Raw genomic sequence first — 23341 nt, 5'->3', positions numbered from 1 at the left:
CTCCCCTTTGATAGTAAAGACTCATAAAATAAATACTAGCACAGTAAATATTCTGAATAAAACAAACAGCTTAATTTGTATATTAAACTGTTCTTTATAAATGTTGATGGCAGATGCAGCTGATCGATCGTATTCAATGTCGCTCCGAGCAAGAGTGGTACTACCATCAGTCCGCCTGGTACTTTTTCAACAGTGTCTTTAATATTCATACATGTAATCCCCCTTTTTCTACTGTTTCCTTATAAAAATGAGAGCGCGTCACTTGAAATGCTGTATTCTCCAATAATCGGCTTGTATTCTCCATCGCCTGTTCCAACGTCATGGGTTCATTGATGATGCTGTGGATGCCGATGACTCCAAGGTCGTGCAGAATATCTGCCCCTTCACCGACAGATCCTGCAACAATTACCGTCGGGATATCCAATCGCTGTGCTCTTTGTGCCACACCCATCGGTGTCTTGCCGAAAATGGTCTGGTGATCCACCCTGCCTTCCCCGGTGATGACCAGGTCGGCAGATTCAAGCTGTGCATCAAGTTTGATCTGATCAAGCACAACGTCGATGCCACTCTGCAGGTCACTTGGAAAGAAAGCCTGGAAGGCACCGCCGATGCCACCGGCTGCTCCTGCACCGCGACGGTCATGCAGTTTCACTCCCGTAGTCTTGAGAACACAGTCAGCCCAGTTCGACATGCCTTTATCCAGTGCAGCCACATCCGCTTCCGTTGCGCCTTTTTGAGGTCCAAAGATATGTGAGGCGCCTTCCGGTCCGATAAGTGGATTCTGTACATCCGAAGCAATAATGAAGCTGCAGCCACTGATGCGGTGGTCTAATGTTGACGGGTCCAGTGTCTTTACTCTATGTAGCTCTCCCCCGCCGAAACCGATTTCAGAATTCTGTTCGTCGTAGATCTTCATACCGAATGCCTGCAACATGCCGACACCACCATCGTTTGTCGCCGAACCTCCGATGCAGATAACAAAACAAGAAAAACCTTCGTCAAGTGCGTGTCTGATGAGTTCCCCCGTACCGTAGCTTGTCGCTTTCAATACGTCCATATTGTCTGGTGAAACGAGATGCAGTCCTGAAGCAGATGCCATTTCAATGACACATGTCTCTCTGTCTCCCATAATGCCGTAAGACGCTTCTACACTGTTACCCAAAGGACCTGTTACCTCCAGTGTCCTTATCTCGCCGCCAGTCGCTGCTACGAGAACGTCCATCGTACCTTCACCACCGTCACCGACTGGCAGTTTCAATGTGTCGGCTTCGGGATATGCCCGCCTGACGCCTCTTTCAATCGATTCTGCGACTTCTATTGCGTTTAAGCTGCCTTTGAACGAATCCGGTGCTATCACAACCTTCAAAATACCCCTCCTAGAAAACGCTTACAAACTAATGTCTAAATTATATAAATATTGACTAAAGTTGTATATGGACATAGTATATGAATTAATAGCGATGTAAATATCAATTTTCGTATACTATGACCAATGAGGAGAAATACTATGGTGATTACGAGAAAAATAGCAAAGGAAATTGTCAGAGAGACATCCAACCGGCTGGATCGAAATATCAATATTATGGACACTGAAGGCATTATCATCTCTTCCATTGATAAAAAGAGACTTGGTAGCATTCACCAGGGCGCGCTGGAAGTGCTAAGAACAAATCAGACACTCGTCATCCATTCCAACGAAGAGTGGGAAGGCACACAGCCTGGCATCAACCTGCCTATTGTCTTCATGGAAGAGACCATCGGTGTAATCGGCATTACAGGGGATCCTAAAGAAGTGGGAAATATCGGGGAGCTGGTCAAGATGACAACAGAACTGATGATCAGGCAGGACTATCTGGATCTGCAGACAGAGTGGAAGCAGCATGCGAGAGATACACTGATCGATCAGCTATTGAAACAGGCGCCTTCTCAAAGTATCATCGATCAGAACCAGAAACTGCTCGGCCTGAAGCTGGATCCACCATTCACTTCCCTGACCGTCCAGATGGAAGAGAGGGATATATCCAACAGGCAGATTATAGAAATGGTGGAAAAGAACATCAATCTGAACCGAAGCATCATTGGCTTTACCAACCTCAATCGTCTGCTCATCACAGTCAACAGCGAAGCAGGCAATAATATAGATGATGAGATAGAGGTCATAGTCAATCTCTTCAGAGAGAACAGCATTACATTTAGAATCGGTATCAGCCTTCCCTTCCATACACTTGCTGACTTCAACCAGGCGTATAAGGAATGCGAAATCGCTCTGGATATCGGCAACCCGAACCATCAGGTCATTCCCTTCTCTAAAATAGAAGCAAAGTCAATCTTCTATCAAGTAGATCAGGACATCGGTGAAAGATTTTCAAACCGGGTGCTCGGTAATCTGGATGAACGGCAGATTGATACGCTTGAAACCTTTTTTAGGAATGATTTGAATATCCAGAAGACATCTGATAAAAATTACATGCATAGAAACTCGCTGATCTATCGGTTGAATAAGATTATCGAGGATACGGGCTATAATCCCAAAGTATTTGAAGAAGCGCTCGTACTGCAAGTTGCGATATGGATATATAGACGATCCAATAGATAGCGGAATACAAAAAGTACTTATCAGGTTCAAACAAACTTGATAAGTATTTTACTCATACTACGTGACAGTCTCAGTCCTTCTCGTAATATCTATACAGCGCACCATGGTCGAGTTCCTGCATGTCTTCGTCAAGAAGGGCATTCATTATTTCACTTGTCTTATCGGTTACAGGAAGATTCACATCATTGTCATCCAAACTTTCGAAAACGTTATTCAGGTCTTTCATATGTAGCTTCATCTTGAAACCGGGACTATAGTCGCCGCTGATGATTCGATGCGTTTTGGCGTCCATTACACTACTGCCCGCCAGGCCACCACTGATGGCATTGTAGACTCGTTCCAGATCAAGCCCGAGTGTTCGAGCGACCGACATCCCTTCCGACAGAGAAATGATGTTGTTGGCAACAATAATCTGGTTGACCAGTTTCGTTGCATTGCCAGACCCGACCGGTCCCATGTGTGTGATGCTGCCACTCATAATTTCCAGTAGAGGCTTCACTTTACTGAATGCATCTTCATCACCGCCGGCCATGATTGATAGCGTCCCTTCAATCGCCTTTTCCTCTCCCCCACTGACAGGTGCATCGATGTACTGGTGACCTAAAGGACTGACGACGTCTGATACTTCCATACTCATCTTAGGCGTGATTGAACTCATATCCACAATGATGGTTTCAGGATTCAACGATTTATACAGACCACTTTCCATAATCACTTCGTAGACATCTTCGGAATTCGGCAGCATGGTAATAAGCACATCCGAATTCTCGGCAACCTGTAGTTGACTCTCCACTACGACTGCACCGTTCTCTTCGAGCTCACGATTTGTTTTGTCTTTGCTACTGCTTATAAATACTTTTATCCCCTCAGACAGTAAATTGGCACACATCGGCTTTCCCATGATACCCAGTCCGATAAACCCCACATTCATAAGAACACCCCTTAGAAATTATGATTTGATACCATTTCCCATTCATGAATCTCATAATCTCGCGCACCATGGATGATGTAAGGATCCGTCTTAACAATCTTAGTCACTTCTTCCAGACTGTCTCCAGTGTAAATTACCAGACCCCCTGCACCATCAGAAAACTTGCCGTTCATAAAAACAGTCCCTTTGTTTCTAAGATCAGACAAAAAGTTGAGATGGTCGTTTCTAAACGTACTGCTTTTCTCCTGATCTTTCATAGGTAAAAAAACTGCAAAGTACTTCATATAAGTTTCCTCCTTATAGTTGATACATGCTAATAATAACAGAAATTTTAGTATTATCTATTATATTGTTTTTATAAATAAACATAATAAAAAAACTCTAGTATGAGTAAATGCACTGAGAAGTACAATGTTCATAAAAGAGATTGGTAAAGAACTATTATTGTATATAGTATAATTGGCCTGTCACAAAGAGCGTTTAAAATCCGATTAAACATACTAAAAATTCGATAATTTTAAAATGTATATGTAGTGATTACTTACTAGTCTATCCGTCTTACTTCTATACAGACCCTTTACCTTTGACCACTTGGACAAAAGTGAGCCATAAAATTTTTATATCTAACCAAAAGTTTTCATTCTCTATGTACCATAAATCATAATCAATTTTTTTTCCATGGTTCATATCACTTCTACCATTTACTTGAGCCCATCCGGTTATCCCTGGTTTTACTTCGAGGCGCCTTTTCTGCTCTTCATCATAGTGATTCGTTATTTGTATTATCTCAGGTCGCGGACCCACAATGCTCATTTCGCCCTTCAACACATTAATAAGTTGAGGCAATTCATCAATGGAGTACTTTCGTATAAACTCCCCTGTCTGAGTTACATTAGGGTTATGCCCAGAGGCACTTTTAAAAACAAAATTATCAGGCACTCTACCTTTCCAATCTGCATAAGGATCTTCATTCCGAGTTGAGTGTGTACCTATTATTTTATTATTGACCTTCATTGAACGAAACTTATACATCTCAAATGTTTCATCATTTAGACCGCTTCGCTTCTGTTTAAACAAGATTGGACCATGATCTTCTTTTTTTATTTTAAATGAAGTATAAGCTACTATAGGACTTACAATTACAAGGGCTACTGCACTAACTCCTACATCAAGCAGTCTCTTAGATGCCCTGTTCAATATACGATTGAACTGCTTTGATTTTCTCTCTTTCTTCATTACTGAGATCTGCATCATTTTTAACCCCCCCTATACCATTTGCGACACCTACAACCTTCGATGGCTTTGTTATTCTATCGACAATCAACTCTCCATCAAGACCCATTATGCCACCCGCTACTACTGATATACCTTTTATTCTATCTCTACCTATTATATTGTTAAATCTTGAACTGAAACGTGACTTGATGTAACCCTCCATAATTTCCTGTGACTGTCTAACATCAAGTCTCCTCACTTCATGCCCTACTTTTAATGCTGTTTTAATAAATTGCTTAGAAAAGTTTCCTATACCGCCATCAAGACAAATAGATGTTTGATTAAGAATAGCTAAAAATTCTTCGCCAATAATTTCCTCAGCACTTACAAAACTAAGTAAACCATCTACTTTCGTTTTATTGTTTCCGTATTCTATCAAACTCGAATCAAAGCTGACCTGTTTCAAAGCATCTATACAAACCCTAATTTTATCCTTGTTCCGACCATAAAGAAAAACCTTGATATTTCTTTCAGAGAGTCTGAGCGCCACTTTAAAAGCAATATTACCAGTCCCGTATATTGCCACGGCTTTACTCTGAATATTATCTCCAAAATAATTAATTACAGCTAGGTCTGCCGCTTCCATTGTTAAATCGTTAGGTTTATAATCAATTTTATTAGAAATATCCGCTTCGTCATATAATGATAAACCTTGTTTCTTTTCAGTATCTAATAAAAATAGGGTCTCATTTTTATCATGTTTTTCTATTATCTCTTCAAGTACTTCTAGATTGCTAACAAGAAAGTTTAAACTCGCTCCTTCAAAAACCATTTTATTCGGTAATTCTAAATACTCTTTATTATGTTTTGAAGTTGTACTAACAAATATAAAATTCATTGTTTAACCACACTTTCAAATATTGTTAGTTGACGACTTATAATATGTTCCTTGTTATAAAATGCGTGGACTCTATTATAGCTACTTTCCTGCATTTTATTCAATTTTACTTTATCATTATATAAATCTAATATTATTCAGATATTACTCTTGTTTTGCCGTCAATAAGGAAACCAGAATCTCTATCATTACTTCTTCTCTTGAACCTCGGATTTTCGTGGCTATAATAGCATTTTTCATTGGCATTGCTTCTATTATGAATCTATGCATTCATTCACGATACGAAGGGAAGCAAAATACATCACTTGCATAAAATATTCATTCATATGCTAATTTATTCTGCGAAAACTAGATTTTCACTTCTCTTATATTACTTTACCTTCTCATTAACAGTTGTATCCCATTCTTTTTCAGGCAATACTCCTATAATGACTACTTTGATATTATCAGGTAGGTTCATATAGCTTCAAGTAGATTCAGAACGCCTTTGCTTTTACAAGTCTTTCTATAAACGTCACTATAGAGTCATTATCGTTGAATTATAAGTCTTTTTTCTCAAGTTACTATTTGCAAATTTAGCATACTCGAATTTACCCTTTAACTCTATACCATTACTTATCCATAGCATTCTCCCTTCGGAGCGAAACTTGGGTTTCACAGCTAGATTATAATTCTCTTTACTTTGTATAAGAATTATAATCTAGCTGTGAAATATCTCAATCATTTTTTCTACTGAAAAGAAGAATTTGCAGTTATTTTTGGACACATCATCATGAAAGGAAATCCATGAGCAGTATATATAATAGATTGAAAATCAATTCAATCAAAACTAACATAATTAAATAAGTTTTGACCAAAAATATTCTTATCCACCGTTTTTAAGCTTTACGTATTTGGAGGTAGTATTAACAACTAAGAGTTGTTTCATGTCACTTCACTTCATTGATTCTTTTTTGATAGAATTGATCCATCTCATCCCAAACCACTTCATTACTAAAATTATTTAATACGAATTCCCTTGAATTTTCACCATATTTCTGTAGTATTGCTCTATTATTATAGAAATAAATAGCTTTCTCAAGAACTTCTTCAACGTTGCCTTTGTCTATAATAAAGCCGGTCTTTCCATTTTGAATCGTGTCTTTTGCTCCAGTGACATTATAAGCTATCACAGGCGTACTTGCAGCTTGCGACTCTATACTAACATTGCCAAATCCTTCTCTGGCTGTTAGAAAAAGAAAGACATCAATTAAATAATAATATTTACTAGGATTATAAAGATGAGGTAAATAAACTATGTTTTTGTCCTCTTTTATAGCATCATAAGATTCTTTACTTATTGGATCGCCTTCTTCTATGCTTCCCACTAGTAAGAGTTGGCACGAATATCCAAGATTTTTAAAACTTTGGTAAACTTGTATTACATCATCAATACCTTTGTCTTTAACTAGCCTTCCAATGTATCCCAAAGTGAATAGATTGTGGTTATAATTATCTATAACTAACTCCTTCGTGTTAAACTTCTCAGGATAAAGACTTATATTAATTCCATTACTGCTACCATTACCTAGTACAACTGTTTTATCTCTAGTTACCAGCTTCAACTTTATAACTTCTTCTTGAATGCTTTTCGATATACATAAAACATCTGTTGCTAATGTACAACACAATTTTTCCATCAACCATAGGACATAAAACTTAACACCTTTTGTTGTTTGTAATTTCAAACCTCTCATAGTATATATTCTAATTGGCACATTAGTTAAGTAAGCACTTAATATCCCCAGCAAACCAGCTTTTGGAGTACCACTGTTGACAATAAGAGGTTGCTTGTTCAAAAAAAGTTTTAATAACCGAATGAGTGAAAAGACATCTTTAAAAACACTGATTTCTCTTTCCATTGGTATAGTATATTTTCTAGATGTCTCATTAAAATCCGTAAGTTCCTTGCCCGGACTGGAAGCAAGTGATATTTTATATCCTTTATTTTTTAGGTATTCTAATTGGCCTCTTAAAAGATATAGACTTTTTGAAACAGTTACTAGATGTATAACTTCATTTCTTTTTTTCATAATTGAAATACCACTCCATATTTGTCTTGCAAATGTATAAATAGAAACATTTTTAAATTTAACTTTTTAATACAAAGCTATATTTTAAATAAAACCTTGATGCTATTATAGCTACGCAAATTATAAGTTAATTTGCCAATAAGGTATAAACTTAAACCAGAGCTTATGAAAGTACTATGGTGGCTGAATTCTCCTATCTAGAGAGGGAATAGAAACATTTAGCGCATGACACTTTGTACCTGTTTTATATTTTGGTTACATTGACGAAACACTCATGTCATTTTTAGTAGTCAAAAATTTTCTTGGATTACCACTTGTCGTTTGATGCGTTATATCTGTAAGTCATGAAATAAATTTAAGTGAGTCTTCTTGCCACTATTGCTAATTGAGAGACAATCGGTATAGGTAGATGAAAGTATAAGTCCCTATTCTTTTAACCTTTCTAGATAAATTTTTCATAGCTTTTAAGTTGCTTATGGGTTTTACTTGCCTATCGATATTAACTTCATGAATCATATAACCTTGAGACTCTAATAAATTTTATGAGGGTCTCGACTAGTTATAATATGAACTTCATCGATCGCATCATTTAGAGCTTTAATTAGATTACTCATCAGTTTACTTATTGAGTAATCCATAGCAACAACTTGTATCACTTTAGACTTCATTTAAAGTCTCCAGATAGACTGTTTTTCTTTTATATCTGCATCTGCAACAATACCTTTTATATCAAATATTATTCCATTTTCGTTAACTTGATCTAAATACTCTCTTATGTTGTTTCTATACTCATTGTGTGGTACTGCAAATAAAAGAATATCTGTAGTTGCTAGTTCGTTTTTTTCCTTTAAATCGATATTGTAATACTTCTTTGCTTCCTTGGAATCTGCTTCGGAATCGTGGACTGCTACGTTTAAACCGAAATCTTTAAGCTCATTTATAACATCTATAACTTTAGTGTTTCTTAAATCAGGACAGTTTTCTTTAAATGTTAAACCAAGGACGCTTACTGTATTATTGACAACACTAATTCCTTTTTTCAGCATTTCTTTAATTATTGATGATGCAATGTGATTTGCCATATTATCATTGATTCTTCTACCAGCGAGTATTACTTCTGGGTGGTGCCCAAGTTCTTCCGCTTTATGTGTAAGATAGTATGGATCGACACCGATACAATGCCCACCAACTAGACCAGGAGTAAACTTCAAGAAGTTCCATTTCGTACCTGCAGCCTCTAGAACGTCCTTTGTGTCTATTCCTACTTTGTTAAAAATCACAGCCAACTCGTTCATTAGAGCAATGTTCAAGTCTCTCTGTGTATTTTCTATAACTTTTGCTGCTTCTGCTACTTTGATATTTGCTGCTTTGTGTACTCCAGCTTCTACAACAGAACTATACACATCTGCCACTATTTCTAGTACTTCTGGCGTCTGTCCACTAACAACTTTAGTAATCGTTTCAAATGTATGTTCTTTATCACCTGGATTAATACGTTCAGGAGAATAACCTACAAAGAAATCTTGACCACATTTAAGTCCCGAAGCCCTTTCCAAAACCGGCATACAATCTTCTTCAGTAGCCCCTGGATAAACAGTTGATTCGTATACGACAATGGTACCCTCTGTAAGAGCAGATCCAACTGTTTCACTCGCTTTAAGAAGCGGTGTTAAATCTGGCTGGTTATTTTTATTTATTGGAGTTGGTACAGCAACTATAATAAAATCAGCTTTCTTTAGATCTTCAGTATTAGCAGTGTAATTAACATTCGTTATTTCCAAATCTTCTTTTTCTACTTCATTTGTACGATCATAACCAGATTGTAGCTCTTTTATACGATTTTCATTGATATCAAATCCGATAACCTCTTGAGTTTTTCCAAACGCCACCGCAACTGGTAACCCTACATACCCCAATCCAACTACTGCAATTTTACGTTCCATAATATTGAGACTCCTCATAAATAGATTTGATAAATCTTTCTCTTTCCGCTTGTATATTTTTACTTAAGTAATTATTCGCCTTTAGTATATTTTCTAATGACATTTCTTCTCTCAGATTTTTATTATTAAGTACTTTATCAATTTGTTTAGCAAAACTTTTAAAATCTTTAATTTCATGAATATACTTCTTATCTAGTAATTCTGGAATTCCACCTGCTTGAGACCCAAGACAAGGAACACCATTTGACATTGCTTCAATTAATGCCCTTGGCAAACCTTCTGTATAACTAGGTTGGATATATAAATCTAAAGAAGATAGCCACTCATTAACCATATTCCCGTTTTTTAAAGTGCCTTTTAACTGCACTTTGTCTTTTAAGCCACGTTTATTTATTTTTCTTTGCCATTTATCTTTAGGACCATTACCAACGATCTCAAATACAAAGTTGCTTTCTACTATAGATAAACTTTTTAAAGCAGTATCAATGCCTTTATACTTGGTATCTAGACTTCCTATCAATCCTATTTTTTTAACAGTTCTATCATAAACTTGATAATCTTTTCTTATTTGGTTTATAAAAACATTAGAGGCGATAAAATTTGACCCTTTTGAAGGATACCTTTTTTGCAAGTATTCTCTTGTTACATATATATTATTTTTAGATTTTTTTAAGCTTTTCTTCACTTTATTTTTGTTAGTAAAAGCCATTAATTTACCTATAAGAGAACCATGAAACCATAAGGCATCCCAAGGATCTCCAACTAATTCTATTCCATAAGGAATATTTCCTTCTTCCATTATCTCTGCTGCAATATAACCTATTTCACTTGGAAGTCTAATAACAACTACATCTTTATCAGATATATTATTTCTTAAAAAACTCTTTATAGCTCTTTTTTTGGTAATAAAGTGGCTCTTCCTTTTTAAAAATTTCATTGGATTCACCTTTATATTATCGCTTGACGTAACACTTAAAGAACTAATATCATACAAATTTTCTTGGACTCTTCCGATAAACTGTATTTCACTTACTGGTCCTACCATATATCTTTCTAACATCTGTTTAGAAAATTTTCCTGACGAATAGTAATGCCCATTGTCAAAAACAAACTTATGATCATGGATAAATGTCAATCTCATTGATTATCATTTACCTCGTAGTACTCTAAGTACCAATCCACAAAGTTGTTTACTCCATCCTGTATCCTAGTTGATGGCTTAAATTCGATATCGTTGTATAAGTCTTCGACGTTTGCATAAGTTTCAGGAACGTCCCCTGCCTGAAGATCCATATAATTTTTCTTCGCAGTCTTACCTATTCTGTTCTCAATAGCTTCTATAAAATCCATAAGACGTACAGGTGAATTATTACCTATGTTATAAACTTTATAAGGAACATAACTATAACTTGGATTAGGATTATCTCCGCGCCATTTAGGATTAGGTTGTGCAGGGCGATTTACTAGTCGAGTTATTGATTCGACAATATCATCAACATATGTGAAGTCTCTCATCATATTCCCATGGTTATAAACATCAATTTCTCTATCATTTACAATAGCATCAGTAAATTTAAAGAGAGCCATATCAGGCCTACCCCAAGGACCATACACAGTGAAAAATCGTAAACCTGTTGTAGGTAAATTGTATAAGTGACTATAAGTATGAGCCATTAATTCATTGGACTTTTTAGTTGCTGCATATAAACTGAGGGGGTGGTCAATGTTATCTGAAGTTGAGAATGGCTTAGAAGTGTTAGCACCATAGACAGAGCTCGACGATGCATAAATTAAATTGCCAACGTTATTATGTCTACAACCTTCAAGAATGCTCATAAATCCATTTATATTGCTCGTAATATACGCATGAGGGTTTTCCAAACTGTATCTCACACCAGCTTGTGCTGCAAGGTTAACTACTACTTCTGGTTTTTCCTTATTAAATATTTCCATTACTTCTTCACTATCTGAAAGATTCGTCTCATAATTTTTTACACTATCTTCAAGTAGAGTATTTAGGCGGTTGCGTTTTAAATTTACATCATAGTAGTCGTTTATATTATCAATACCTACGACATCATGATTTTCTTTAAGTAATCTTTTTGCAAGATGTGATCCTATAAAGCCCGCTATTCCGGTAATAAGTATTTTCATAATTAGTTTTGCACCTCTTCTATTATTGATACTGCTCGTTTATCCCATGTATAGTTTTCAACCAAGGTATTATATGCATTACTTTTTATTTCAGCATGTGTGCTTTCATCTTTATACAGTAAATCAATTTTTCTTGACCATTCTTCGATATCGCTTGGATTAGCTATCAACCCATTAAAATTATCTCTAATTACTTCTTTTAAGACTGGTAAATCAGAAACTATAATTGCCTTCCCATATGACATATATTCGAATAGTTTGATTGGAGACATCCACCTAGAGGTATCTATTCCTTTTTTAACAACTCCAACTTTTTCTTGATAAGGTGCTAAAACAACATAAAATTTCTCAACTAGTGTTTTCACTTTTTTTTGAGATAAATAACCATGACAAATGAGATTTTTAGGAATCATATCTATTTCAAGTTTATTTCTCAAATCATTTTCAGTGCCTCCAACAATGTGGAATTTTTTATCGGAATGTATTGTCGCTAATTCTACTATCAATTCAATACCTCTACCTCGATTCACACTTCCAATGTATCCTATTTGATTTTTATCTTCAAATTTTGAAAAAGAGTGAATATCTGATCCATCATGCAAAACAATTATTCTATTTTCTTCAATTTTTGTGAGATTAATTAAGTCCCTTTTTAGAGAATCAGTTATAACGACCACTTTTTTAAACTTATTATACTTTACTGCTTTTTTTAAAATAAACTTCTTAATTAAAGATTTAGGAATATCATGAACTTCAATTGCTATATTTCTTGTGAATAATGATAAACCAGCTAATGACAAAAGATCTCTACCAAAAAAGTATGTATCTTGCTCCTTTGTTAATTTATAAAAATTAATAAACACTTTGGACATATACATGAAAGGTGCCAATATTTTGTGCTTATACACGTTAAAATTTATCACTTTAAAATTCTGTGTTACATCATAGTATTCATAATAGTTTTCTTTATTAAGAACACCTCTTACTACTAAAGTAACATTATTAACATTTTTAGAAAGACTGTTGGCCATTTTCATAACATGAAGTGAGTTCGCACTTCCAGAAAATAGTATCGAGCTTGAAATATACACTAACTTCATATTTTTATCCTCCTAACAGATATGTATTTCCTGAGAATTTTTTCACTTATTTTATATAATATAATAAATGTTAAAAGTACAAAAATATCTAATCTTAGTTTACCTAGCCATGCTTCAATATTTATTCTAATCATATAGAAAAGATCAATATAAAATATTGTAGATATTACAAATAAACTTATGCTTCGTGAAGTTAGGATATTAATTATGAAAAATGCTATTAAATAGATTAAAGGAATTATTATTACGGATAACTCTATATAAGGTAACATACTCACAGGTAAAGTCGGAACATAAGTACTATAAGAAGAAACAGCAAAAGAATTATCTATTAATGTCGTCATTGGTATATGTTCATAATTGATAAAATTCAGGATTGACCCAGGGAAAAGTCCTAATACAAAATCTATCAATCCATAGCTTTCTATAATGTAATCTGAATTCAAAAGTATCAATCCTGAAATAAAGCCAGTGACACTTTCAAAAGTAGTTAAATCAGGTAAACTAAATATTGTGAAGTTATCGGTTAAATTTAATTTGTATTCTCTATATGTTTCAGAAACATTCATTAGGACAAAGAAGATAGGTAGAATAACAATAATATACTTAATCGTTTTAGCTACGTTAACTTTATCGAAAGCTTTTCCGATGTAAACAAACGCTATTATCATTAATAATACTTGAAGAGTAGTTCCCATATAAAAAACTACTAGACTAGCTACTATAAAAAGAAAAATAATGCTTGTTTTAAGCCCTTTATTATTGGAATTAAAAAACGCAATAAATAAGAAAATAAAAGAAGCCATATATAGATTTATGTAGCTAATTAAAGAGCTAATGTTATTGCTTTCAATTCTTTCAACTTTATCGAAAATTAAATTGGCATTTATATTTACTAAGCTATTATAACTATAAATAAACATTACAACAGCCAGAGCAAATAAGAAAAATCCTATATAGAGAACTGCTAAACTTTTTGAGAGATTTATCTTCAGCTTTAATTTTTCTTCTTTCTTATCTTTTAAATAATATAAAATAAATATTTCGCATAATAAGATGAGAATTGCAACAAAAGTATATAATAAGTATATTTTCAAAAAGTCATTAAAATTATATAGCGAAAGAAAAATTTGATTAGAAATATTAGTAATATTAACAAATAATAAATATATAGGTGTAATCTGGCTATAAAGAAAAAGGGATACTAAAATAATCCAACCAGGGTGAAGAAATTTTAATTTACTTTGTGATTTAAGTAATAAATTTCCTATGATTAAAAAAATAAGAAAGTTAAACATAATCACACAAAATAAAATTATTTTTTCATTATTTTCTAATAAACTCATTATTAAAATCCCCTTTAAATCTTATTAATTATATCATTTAGCACTTTCTACTATTTATATAGACCTCCTTATACAATATATATTATAAATTAGCGTGATAACAATTCTTAATAACTAGTATTTTCATTAAAATTATAATCCATATAATTATAAAACTATAAAACTTGTTTTATAAATCAGAGAACACCATCTTATTTCTCATTATATAATTGCTAATATACTCTCTTTTTTGTGTCTTTTCGTTTGTCAAAATAAGCTAGATAGTTGCTTATCACCCATGTAACTAAAAAACACTTCCAACGGTAACGGTAGGTAGTCCAATGATTTCTCGGTACGTAGTTTCTTCTTGCAACTACGGACGAGACAAAAGTCTCATCGGCCGTGGTGAAATCCATGTCTTTAGGCAGTTCGGCTTTTCTGAGCAGTCCATTGGAATATTCATCCAATCCTCGGTGTGACGGCATTCCCGGATCAGTAAAGTAGATGGATAGATTATTCTGGTTGCTCATCGAGTGCCAGTTTGAGAATTTCTTACTACAGTCGAAGGCGATGAATATGAACAAATTTCTGGTAATTCCGTGTCAGCAAGCGTTGATGGCGGTTTTGATGGCCTTGCCCGTCCGGCTTTGGGGTTTTATCGTGATAATAATCTTGGATTGGCGTTCAACCAGTGTGATGACAGCACTCTTGTGTCGCACCCTGACAATGGTGTCGCCTTCGAGTTGGCCAAATTCCTTATTATTCGTCGCATAGTCATTTATTCTTTCGGAGATGTTTCGTCTGAAGGCCTGACATCCCGCCGATGACATCCGGCGTCCAGTCCTGAGCCACCTACTTAAATAAATTTTTCTGGTCGATTGGTAGGATAATCCGTTTTCTATCACAGCGTTTTTGTTTTTCTTTTGACGCTGATAGCATTCTATAACGATGCGCCCCGCCTTGAAATGCATGGTGACAGTGTGGACTATCTGCCGGGCACGACTACGTCGTTTCGCAATCTAGTACACGGGGGTGCCGTGATAGAAATAGGCTTCTATGAATACCAGTTCATCAGTAGCAAGATAGGTGGGTATGGGTCGTGCATGATCACTCCTCAGATTTCTTTTGTCGGAAAATCATTTTGAGTGTATCATACGCAAACCTTTTTATGTTTATAGGTTAATTTTACAATCGTCATTTATTAAAAACTTTTTTAAGCTAAATAATATTGGAAGAATTCATTTATATTTTTTATAAAGTTCTTTTACAATAAAATAGTGTAAAAGAATATAAAGACAACTCATTAAAATAGAATATATTAGTATTAGATTATTAAATTCTATAAATTTAATCGAAGCCATGAAAAATAGGGCTAGTGTTATAAATAATTTAATAATATCCCAAGCTAGTTTAATATTTTGCTTATTCAAAATAGTTAAGATTTCTGAGAGAGGTATTACAGAAAATTGAAAAATCATCATAAATAATAAAGGGGTTATTATTTTGTTAACATATGCCCATTCTTCACCAAAAAAGAAGGTAAATATATTAATTTTAACACTAAGAAAAATCAAAAGTATTAAACTAATAAAAATTGCAATAGAACTTGCCGTAATTAGATATACTTTTCTCAATTGATGAATATTACTATCATGCGAAAATTTATAAAGCGCATTATTGAAACTTTTACTGATTAACTGAGAAGGTGCATTTATAATCCTCATAACAAACCCGTATATACCAGCGTAAAACCCGCCATAAACTACTAAAATTAAAATAACAACTATGTTTGAGGTAAACGCATTTATCAGCGAAGATGGTAATACATATAACGGAAATCTTCTAAACTTATATGCAACTTTTTTTAACTCTTTTTTGCTAAGAAGTTTTATATTAAGGTGGCTATAAGTTTTATTAGCTAATAAGGTTAGACCATTTGCTTTTCCGAAGGTATATCCTAAAAAGAGAAAAAATGAGTTTTCTTTAAAAAAATATCCTACCAATTGTATTAAAACTTGTGTAAAAGATTGGGAAAACTTTGTGAATGAAACTACCTTAAACTCATTGTAACTCACCCCGATATTTGTAAATATTTGTAACAATCCGATTAAGAAAACACTTATTACTATATAAAATATTATAAAATAACTAAACATTGAAAAGAGAAAGTTTACAAGAAGTAAGATGATTGCAAGTGCTATAGTAAAAAGTACATTTACAATTAATGAAAGTGAAAATAATATGTAGCGTTCTTTGAGATCTTTACTAATAGCTATTGCTATTTCGTACCTTAATGTTGTAGCTACTGCAATAATATTAATTATCGCAACTGTGGATGAATATATTCCAAAGCTTGCAGGTGAATATATTCTACTAATAATTGGCATAGTCAATATTATTATAGCTTGACCGGCCAAAGTACCGGTCATTAACGTAAATAGGTTTTTAATGAATACTTTCATCTAAAGTCATTCTACCTTGTTTTAAATATATCTCTAGCGAGCATAGTAATAAATAATTATAGGGATGTGTGATATTGTTCGTGTTAATTTCCTCAATTGCTCTTTCTATTTCACTATTATAATTATTCACACCTCTTTCTCTTAAGTCTCCTAATAGTCCTAATAACAATCTTTTGAAATTCTTGTCTAATATTATTTTTTTTCTGAAATCAACATAGTTTATATAAGGACTATTAAAGTGGTTAGACTTTTTGCTAATCCTATGTTTGATTGCATTCTTAGTTCTATGGAAATAGCGAGAATAATTTTTAGAGTAGTATTTTGTTCCATAGAAGTTTTTAAGAGGAACTTCATTTAAATACGTAGACGCTTTTTCGAATATTAATTTTTTGTAATAGCTTTGATTTTGTCTATAAGAAGCTGGTAGTGATAGTAAAAAATTCATGAAGTCCGTGTTATAAAAAGGAGTATATACTTTATCCATATCAATGTAACCTAAAACATGGTTGTAATTAGATTTAAGATTATAGTCTAATATGTATAGCTTTTCAAACTCAGTTAAATTATCTAAATCCTCGTAATTTGTATTCTCGGACAAATAATTTATGATATCTTCATTTTCAACATCAAACTTATTTCGTAGTGTCATATTTCTAAAGTATCTTTTTCTGCTTTCTAATTTACTTTCGTCGAGGAATTCTAGACGTTTACCGCTTACCACATCACCCAAAAATCCACTTACTAAAATTGAACTTTCACTTAAATCCATAAGACTTAAAGATAAATTATGAAACATTACTGTTGGATTATCGACTTTCTGACTGTAATCTATTAAATCTTCATATTTGTATTCAGCACTTGATAAGTCTAAGTTTCTATGGTTAGTACCTGTGGTAGCAGCAATTTTATTGCCTATTTCGTAGTCTAGTGTACCAGGAGTTCCATAAGTATAAGTTTTTATACTATCTGCATTTTTAAATTCTAAAATTGCAGATAGTATAAGCCTACTGTCTAAGCCTCCACTAATAGGAACAACTAAATCCTTACCCACGTTTATTTGCTTCTTAATATCCTTACGTAAGATATCGTATCCTTCGTTCAATAATTTTCTTTCATCCATTTCACTAAAATTGCCATTATATTCATAGTTAAGACTGATATTGTCTTTAACACTGTATGATTTTGAAATAAATCCAAGCTGTAAAAACTCATGATATTTCTTCATTATAATCTCCTTTCATTTGCAAAACTAATTAAATCTTCTTTGTTTAGTTTTTTTGAGTAAAACGCGTTAATTTTTTTTTCTAAGACCTTATATGGTATTTTCGGTGACTTACCTCGATATATCTTTTCATAAACTTGTTGAGGATGAACTTCTTCCTCATTTAATAGCTCTTCGTATAGTTTTTCTCCTGGCCTTATACCTGAAAAATTGATGCCTATCTCTTCTTCTTTAAACCCACTCAAATGTATCATTTTTCTAGCAAGAGTTACTATTCTAACTGGCTCTCCCATATCCAAAACAAATACTTCTCCTCCTTTAGCAAGCATGCCAGCTTGTATAACGAGCCTTGAAGCTTCTGGTATAGTCATAAAATACCTTGTCATTCTCGCGTCTGTCACAGTTATAGGACCACCCATTTCAATTTGCTTTTTAAATTTAGGGATTACTGACCCACGACTTCCTAATACATTTCCAAACCTCACTGCCACAAGCGTTGTATCTTCGTACTCATCATTAAGCGATTGAACAACCATCTCAGCAATACGTTTAGTAGCTCCCATTACATTTGGAGGATTAACTGCTTTATCTGTTGAAATCATCACAAACTTACTAGCTTTATGATAACACGCAGCTTCTGCTGCATTCTTCGTTCCCATAATATTGTTCTTTACTGCTTCTGTCGGATTAAATTCCATTAATGGAACATGTTTATGGGCAGCTGCGTGATATATAATATTAGGTTCATACATTTCAAAAATTGCAAAGATTCTTTCACGATCTTGTACGTCAGCAATTATAGGTATATATTCCGTATTATTTTTGAGGAGTATCATTTCTTCCAAAATTGTATATATACTATTTTCTCCATGTCCAACTAAAATTATCTTTCTCGGCTGAAACTTAGTTATTTGTCTAACTATTTCAGAACCTATGCTCCCCCCAGCACCAGTCACCAATATAGTTTTATCTCTAATCTCGTCTTCAATACCTTGCGCATCCAACTCTACTGGTTCACGACCAAGTAAATCTTCTACTTCTACTTTTTTCAGTTCATTAACCTCTATACGGCCAGACATTACATCGTCAATATTTGGCATAATCATTACTTCTACACTTTCGTCATTTGCCATATCATATATGTTATTAAGTTCAGTTTTACTTAAAGATGGAATTGCAATAAGGACCTTCTTAATCGCATATTTTTTAATGAGATGGGCAATATTTTCTCTAGCCCCTTCAACTTTAACCCCCCCAGCAAGTTCCATTTTTTGTTTTGATGGATCATCATCTACCGCAACGACAGGTGTCATTCCCATTACTGGAGTATCAAGCATCTGTTTAATTAGTAGTGACCCACCCTTACCGGCACCAACTATTAAAGTCCTTTTCATTTCTTTATCACCATTTGTCTTACCAGTCACGCGATGTCTTGCCACTCTCCAAGAAAGCCTAGATCCACCTATTAGTATAAGATGCATCATCCATGTAATAATCATCAATCTAGTAAATGTCGTTTGAAATAGTAATATATTTAAAATATATGTAGTAATAATTGAGGCTGTTACTGCTTGAGCAATCGCCATTAGCTCCCTTACACTCGCATACTCCCATGCTCGGTGGTATAAGTTAAACACATAAGCAAATACATGATGACTGATGAGGAGAATTAATGATGTAACCAGCAATACAGGCCAAGTGTATTCCAAGAAAAAGGGTGCCAATATGTAATAACCGATAAATACTGAAAATGATACTATGATTGAATCAATGATCAGGAGAAGAATATAACGTTCTTTCGCTCCCATAACTTCACGCTTCTTTCCGTTTAAAATAGTCCTAAAAACTTTTTCTTCTTTTGCTTCTTGCCTTTCTTCTGTTGTGTTTCCATCTTCTGTGGTGGCTTTACTCTCACTTCCTTATTATGAAGGATAGCGTCAGCATTAAACTGTAAAACTTCTGTAAAGTTTTCTCCGAGCTCTTCAGATACCACATCATATGCTTTTTTTAGAAGGAAAGGCCTTATCTCGGCACTATGTGCATCACTGGATATGACGTGTGCCAGATTGTTTTCAATCATTTTGAGACTCACTTCTTTCAAATCATCTCCTAAAGCTCCTGTAATGGATGAGGCGGTTATTTGGGCAATCGCCCCTTTCTCTACAATTTCGTAAAGTCTATCAGGATTCTTAATGATTGGCTTACATCGTTCTGGGTGTGCAATCACAGGAATGTAGCCCTTCATCTGCAAATCATATAACAGGCTCTCCACGTAATTAGGTACATCTGTAAATGAAAACTCAACCAGCACATATTGCGATTGGTTGAGTGAGAGACTGACACCAGACTGCAGTTCGCTCACCATATCTCCGTTGATACGTATTTCCTGACCTGGATGCACTTTGATGTCTAGTTGATGTTTTTCTATTATCTTTGTAAGCTCTTCCATTTTTTCTATAATCTTACTTTCGGAATTAAAGAAAGCCCCACTGTGATGGTGGGGAGTTGCAATGATGTCTGTTATTCCATTATCAATGGCTTGCTTTAATAATGCGACTGCCGCTTCTTCAGTCTGCGGTCCATCATCAATACCAATCAGTACATGGTTATGAATATCTATCAAGATTCATCACTTCCATAATAGTAGTAATAGTTATCATTTTTAGTATTCATCTTCTTGTTGTTCATGACGACACCTAGAATGTTCGCATCTGCCTTTTCCAACAACTTTTTAGCATCCTGCAGTCGGTCTCTATTATTGCCAGTCACATCAGTCACCAGTATTGTACCATCTACAACTTTACTCAGCACCTGAGCATCCGTTACCGCAAGAAGCGGCGGTGTATCTATGATGACCATATCATAGTGCATGGAGAATGTCTTCAACAGATGTGCCATTTTCTTCGAAGATAGAAGTTCTGACGGGTTCGGTGGTATGGGCCCACTCGTCACGACATCCAGATTTTCTATGCTGGTTTCCCTGAGAATGTTCTCCACTGGCATATCATTGACGATTGCTGTTGAAAGCCCACGCTGATTTGTCAATTCAAATGTGTAGTGCATTGTCGGACGACGCAGATCCGCATCTACTAGTACAGTTCGCTTACCCGACTGAGCATATGTAAGCGCAATATTCGCTGCAGTCGTCGATTTGCCTGCACTTGGCGTTGCAGAGGTGAAAATTACCGTCTTAATTTCTTTATCCACACTTGAATACATGATGTTTGTTCTGATGGAACGGAACTGCTCACTGACGGGTGATTTCGGTTCTTTTTCCACAATCAATTGTCTGGGACCGGACGTATATGAATGCTTATCTCTTCTGAACATAACTCTATTTCCTTCCTACTATTAGAATTTGGCGATGGTTCCGAGTACCGGCAGATCCAAGTGTTTTTGAATTTCTTCTTCTGTCTTCACGCGCTTATCCAGGAATTCTCTCAAGAACGCGATTCCGAGTCCGAGCAGTGCGCCGAGGATCATACCAATTGCGACGTTGATCAAAGGTTGTGGAGATACTGGGGAAGGATCTTCACCGATGTCAGCAGGTGCAAGGATGGAGACGTTATCGACGTTCATGACTTCCGTCACTCTCTGCTGGAACACATTTGCCACTTCATTGGCAATCGTTTCCGCATTTTCCGGACTGGCATCTGACACTGTAACAGTTACAACTTGTGACTGGTCCTGATTGTTGACGGTGATCTGTTCAGATAGTGCACTGGTCGATTGTTCCAGATTAAGGTTTGCGACAACATCATCAAGCACGGTCGGACTTTTGATGATGTCTCTATATGTATTGATCAGTTGAAGGCTGGCTTGAATGTTCTGGTTATCCACAGCTACTTCGGAATTGTGTGACTGGCTCACAAGTATTTGTGTGTTGGCTTCGTATTGTGGAGTCATTAGAAATGCAGTGGCGAATGCGGCGATGGAACCGAAAAGCAGTACAAGGGCGATGATCATCGCCAGGTTTTTCTTGATTACTTCCAGAATGTCTTCCAGATTCAATGTTTCTTCCATATTGGCCTCCATAATTTATATGTATATATGTTATGTATGTTTACATTTCCTTACTATATCAGAATATGAAAGATATTGGCATAAATATTTCAAACTTTTTGGAGAAAGCGCTACCTTGTTCTTATTAGTATTAATCGAAGATAAATGAATTGCCGTGGACACATTGTTGCACGGATCTGCACCATTATCAAAATATTGTTTAAGTTTTCGGAAAGTGTCTATAGTTATAGAGTGTCAAAACAAAATACGGAGGAGATTTTTTGAGCTATCGACGTGAATCGATGATTATTGGATTTGCCTACACAGGTGTCATTGTAGGTGCTGGTTTTTCTACTGGACAGGAAATGCTCCAGTTCTTTACCAACTATGGTACGTGGAGCTACGCTGCCATACTGCTCTCTGCACTGATCGTCATATTTGTTGGACGTCAGGCGGCTAAACTCGGCTATCGACTTAAAGCCGATTCCCACGAGGTACCCATCAATACAATGTTTGGAAGTATTATCGGAAAAGGCATCGACTACATACTCGTCTTTTTCCTATACGGCATTGCGGTCATCATGCTTGCCGGTGCAGGCTCGGCATTCTATGAAAGTTTCGGCGTGGCGCCATGGCTCGGTGCACTGATCATGATGATTGCGGTATTCGCCACGCTGCTGCTCGACTTCAACAAGATCATTGCGGTGCTTGGTGTGGTGACGCCATTCCTTATTATATTCATACTCATCATAGCTGCATTCAACATATTCAACCCTGATATCCCATTCAGTGAAGTCAATGCGCATACGGACATCGACCGGACGCCTTCAGGTCTATGGTGGTGGGACGCAATTACTTATAGCGGACTTGTACTGGCCAGTGCTTTCAGTTTCCTGTCCATCATGGGGTCTGAGGCATCCAAACACAAAGCTGCAAGACGGGGTGCGCTTGTCGGCGGCATCATCATCCTGTTGCTGATGCTTCTGATCAATGGCGGACTGCTCGCGAATCTGGACATCGCCAATGAAGCCGCACTGCCTACACTTGTGCTTGCCGAGAGCATCCATCCGATACTCAGTCTTGGGCTGTCGATTGTCATGCTGCTCGTCATCTATAATACCGCAGTCGGTCTGATGTATCCATTCCTGACACGGTTTTCAGCACCCTATTCCAAAAAGTATAAGATCATGCTTACTGTTGGACTATTATTCGGCTATGCACTGAGCTTTGTCGGATTTGTGGATCTGGTCAACATCTTCTATCCGATATTCGGCTATATCGGACTGTTCATCGCAGCCGGCTTGACCGTCCGCTGGGTGATGAACAAGTTCACCCAGAAGAAGCTGGTATGATTCTTTGGGCACTGAAGATTTCTCTCCAGTGTCTTTTTGTGTTTCCATTCCGGCAACTTCGGGCATAGT

The 23341-nt window shown here is 35.5% G+C and carries 19 protein-coding genes and 2 pseudogenes; 2 read left to right on the top strand and 19 right to left on the bottom strand.

Going from position 1 to position 23341, the window contains the following annotated elements; translation table 11 throughout:
- Positions 1–107 precede the first annotated feature (107 nt).
- Positions 108–209, bottom strand: a pseudogene (locus FO441_RS01185) (2-keto-3-deoxygluconate permease); the annotation flags it as partial.
- Positions 206–1357 carry a glycerate kinase family protein gene (locus FO441_RS01180; RefSeq protein ID WP_342782179.1) on the bottom strand — a complete coding sequence of 384 codons (1152 nt, stop codon included), beginning with the start codon at positions 1355–1357 and terminating at the stop codon, positions 206–208. The pseudogene FO441_RS01185 and the gene FO441_RS01180, both read right to left, overlap by 4 nt.
- Before the next feature lie 150 nt (positions 1358–1507).
- Here FO441_RS01180 and FO441_RS01175 point away from each other — a divergent pair, with 150 nt between their 5' ends.
- Positions 1508–2596, top strand: a complete 1089-nt coding sequence (locus FO441_RS01175; protein WP_186365436.1) for a CdaR family transcriptional regulator — start codon at positions 1508–1510, stop codon at positions 2594–2596.
- 70 nt (positions 2597–2666) lie between these two features.
- Here FO441_RS01175 and FO441_RS01170 read toward each other — a convergent pair whose 3' ends face one another.
- The 17 genes and pseudogenes from FO441_RS01170 to FO441_RS01090 form a co-directional block, all read right to left on the bottom strand.
- Positions 2667–3527 (bottom strand): NAD(P)-binding domain-containing protein, encoded by an 861-nt coding sequence (locus FO441_RS01170; protein WP_145284601.1) that lies wholly within the window; start codon positions 3525–3527, stop codon positions 2667–2669.
- A gap of 11 nt (positions 3528–3538) precedes the next feature.
- A complete protein-coding gene (locus tag FO441_RS01165; protein ID WP_145284598.1) occupies positions 3539–3811 on the bottom strand; it encodes a YciI family protein in 273 nt (90 codons plus the stop codon).
- A 280-nt stretch (positions 3812–4091) separates the two neighbouring features.
- A complete protein-coding gene (locus tag FO441_RS01160) occupies positions 4092–4781 on the bottom strand; it encodes a sugar transferase (RefSeq protein ID WP_342782173.1) in 690 nt (229 codons plus the stop codon).
- Positions 4708–5640 (bottom strand): hypothetical protein, encoded by a 933-nt coding sequence (locus FO441_RS01155; protein WP_145284592.1) that lies wholly within the window; start codon positions 5638–5640, stop codon positions 4708–4710. The genes FO441_RS01160 and FO441_RS01155 overlap by 74 nt, the downstream gene beginning before the upstream one ends.
- A gap of 929 nt (positions 5641–6569) precedes the next feature.
- Positions 6570–7712 (bottom strand): glycosyltransferase family 4 protein, encoded by a 1143-nt coding sequence (locus FO441_RS01150; protein ID WP_145284589.1) that lies wholly within the window; start codon positions 7710–7712, stop codon positions 6570–6572.
- A 668-nt stretch (positions 7713–8380) separates the two neighbouring features.
- On the bottom strand, positions 8381–9655 hold the full coding sequence (locus FO441_RS01145; protein ID WP_145284586.1) for a nucleotide sugar dehydrogenase: 1275 nt from the start codon (positions 9653–9655) through the stop codon (positions 8381–8383).
- A complete protein-coding gene (locus FO441_RS01140) occupies positions 9645–10796 on the bottom strand; it encodes a glycosyltransferase (RefSeq protein WP_145284583.1) in 1152 nt (383 codons plus the stop codon). The genes FO441_RS01145 and FO441_RS01140 overlap by 11 nt, the downstream gene beginning before the upstream one ends.
- A complete protein-coding gene (locus FO441_RS01135) occupies positions 10793–11809 on the bottom strand; it encodes an NAD-dependent epimerase (protein ID WP_145284579.1) in 1017 nt (338 codons plus the stop codon). Before FO441_RS01135 ends, FO441_RS01140 begins: the two co-directional genes overlap by 4 nt.
- A gap of 2 nt (positions 11810–11811) precedes the next feature.
- Positions 11812–12909 carry a glycosyltransferase family 4 protein gene (locus FO441_RS01130; RefSeq protein ID WP_145284576.1) on the bottom strand — a complete coding sequence of 366 codons (1098 nt, stop codon included), beginning with the start codon at positions 12907–12909 and terminating at the stop codon, positions 11812–11814.
- Positions 12906–14255, bottom strand: a complete 1350-nt coding sequence (locus FO441_RS01125) for an O-antigen polymerase (RefSeq protein WP_145284573.1) — start codon at positions 14253–14255, stop codon at positions 12906–12908. Before FO441_RS01125 ends, FO441_RS01130 begins: the two co-directional genes overlap by 4 nt.
- A gap of 246 nt (positions 14256–14501) precedes the next feature.
- Positions 14502–15328, bottom strand: a pseudogene (locus FO441_RS01120) (IS30 family transposase).
- Between the two features lie 144 nt (positions 15329–15472).
- Entirely contained in the window at positions 15473–16696 is a 1224-nt protein-coding gene (locus tag FO441_RS01115; protein ID WP_145284571.1) for a lipopolysaccharide biosynthesis protein, read from the bottom strand.
- Positions 16680–17921, bottom strand: coding sequence for an asparagine synthase-related protein (locus tag FO441_RS01110; protein ID WP_145284569.1), 1242 nt, complete (start codon positions 17919–17921; stop codon positions 16680–16682). The genes FO441_RS01115 and FO441_RS01110 overlap by 17 nt, the downstream gene beginning before the upstream one ends.
- Entirely contained in the window at positions 17921–19726 is a 1806-nt protein-coding gene (locus FO441_RS01105) for a polysaccharide biosynthesis protein (RefSeq protein ID WP_145284566.1), read from the bottom strand. Before FO441_RS01105 ends, FO441_RS01110 begins: the two co-directional genes overlap by 1 nt.
- A 20-nt stretch (positions 19727–19746) precedes the next feature.
- Positions 19747–20541, bottom strand: a complete 795-nt coding sequence (locus FO441_RS01100) for a tyrosine-protein phosphatase (RefSeq protein ID WP_145284564.1) — start codon at positions 20539–20541, stop codon at positions 19747–19749.
- Positions 20538–21248 (bottom strand): CpsD/CapB family tyrosine-protein kinase, encoded by a 711-nt coding sequence (locus tag FO441_RS01095; RefSeq protein WP_145284560.1) that lies wholly within the window; start codon positions 21246–21248, stop codon positions 20538–20540. The genes FO441_RS01100 and FO441_RS01095 overlap by 4 nt, the downstream gene beginning before the upstream one ends.
- A gap of 21 nt (positions 21249–21269) precedes the next feature.
- Entirely contained in the window at positions 21270–21941 is a 672-nt protein-coding gene (locus tag FO441_RS01090; protein ID WP_145284556.1) for a YveK family protein, read from the bottom strand.
- Positions 21942–22201: 260 nt separating this feature from the next.
- Between FO441_RS01090 and FO441_RS01085 the strand changes: the two genes are divergently transcribed.
- Positions 22202–23272 carry a YkvI family membrane protein gene (locus FO441_RS01085; RefSeq protein ID WP_246094969.1) on the top strand — a complete coding sequence of 357 codons (1071 nt, stop codon included), beginning with the start codon at positions 22202–22204 and terminating at the stop codon, positions 23270–23272.
- Positions 23273–23341: the final 69 nt, after the last annotated feature.

This window comes from Salinicoccus cyprini, from assembly GCF_007713705.1.
Taxonomy (GTDB): domain Bacteria; phylum Bacillota; class Bacilli; order Staphylococcales; family Salinicoccaceae; genus Salinicoccus; species Salinicoccus cyprini.
This window is presented reverse-complemented; position numbering and strand designations above follow the sequence as displayed.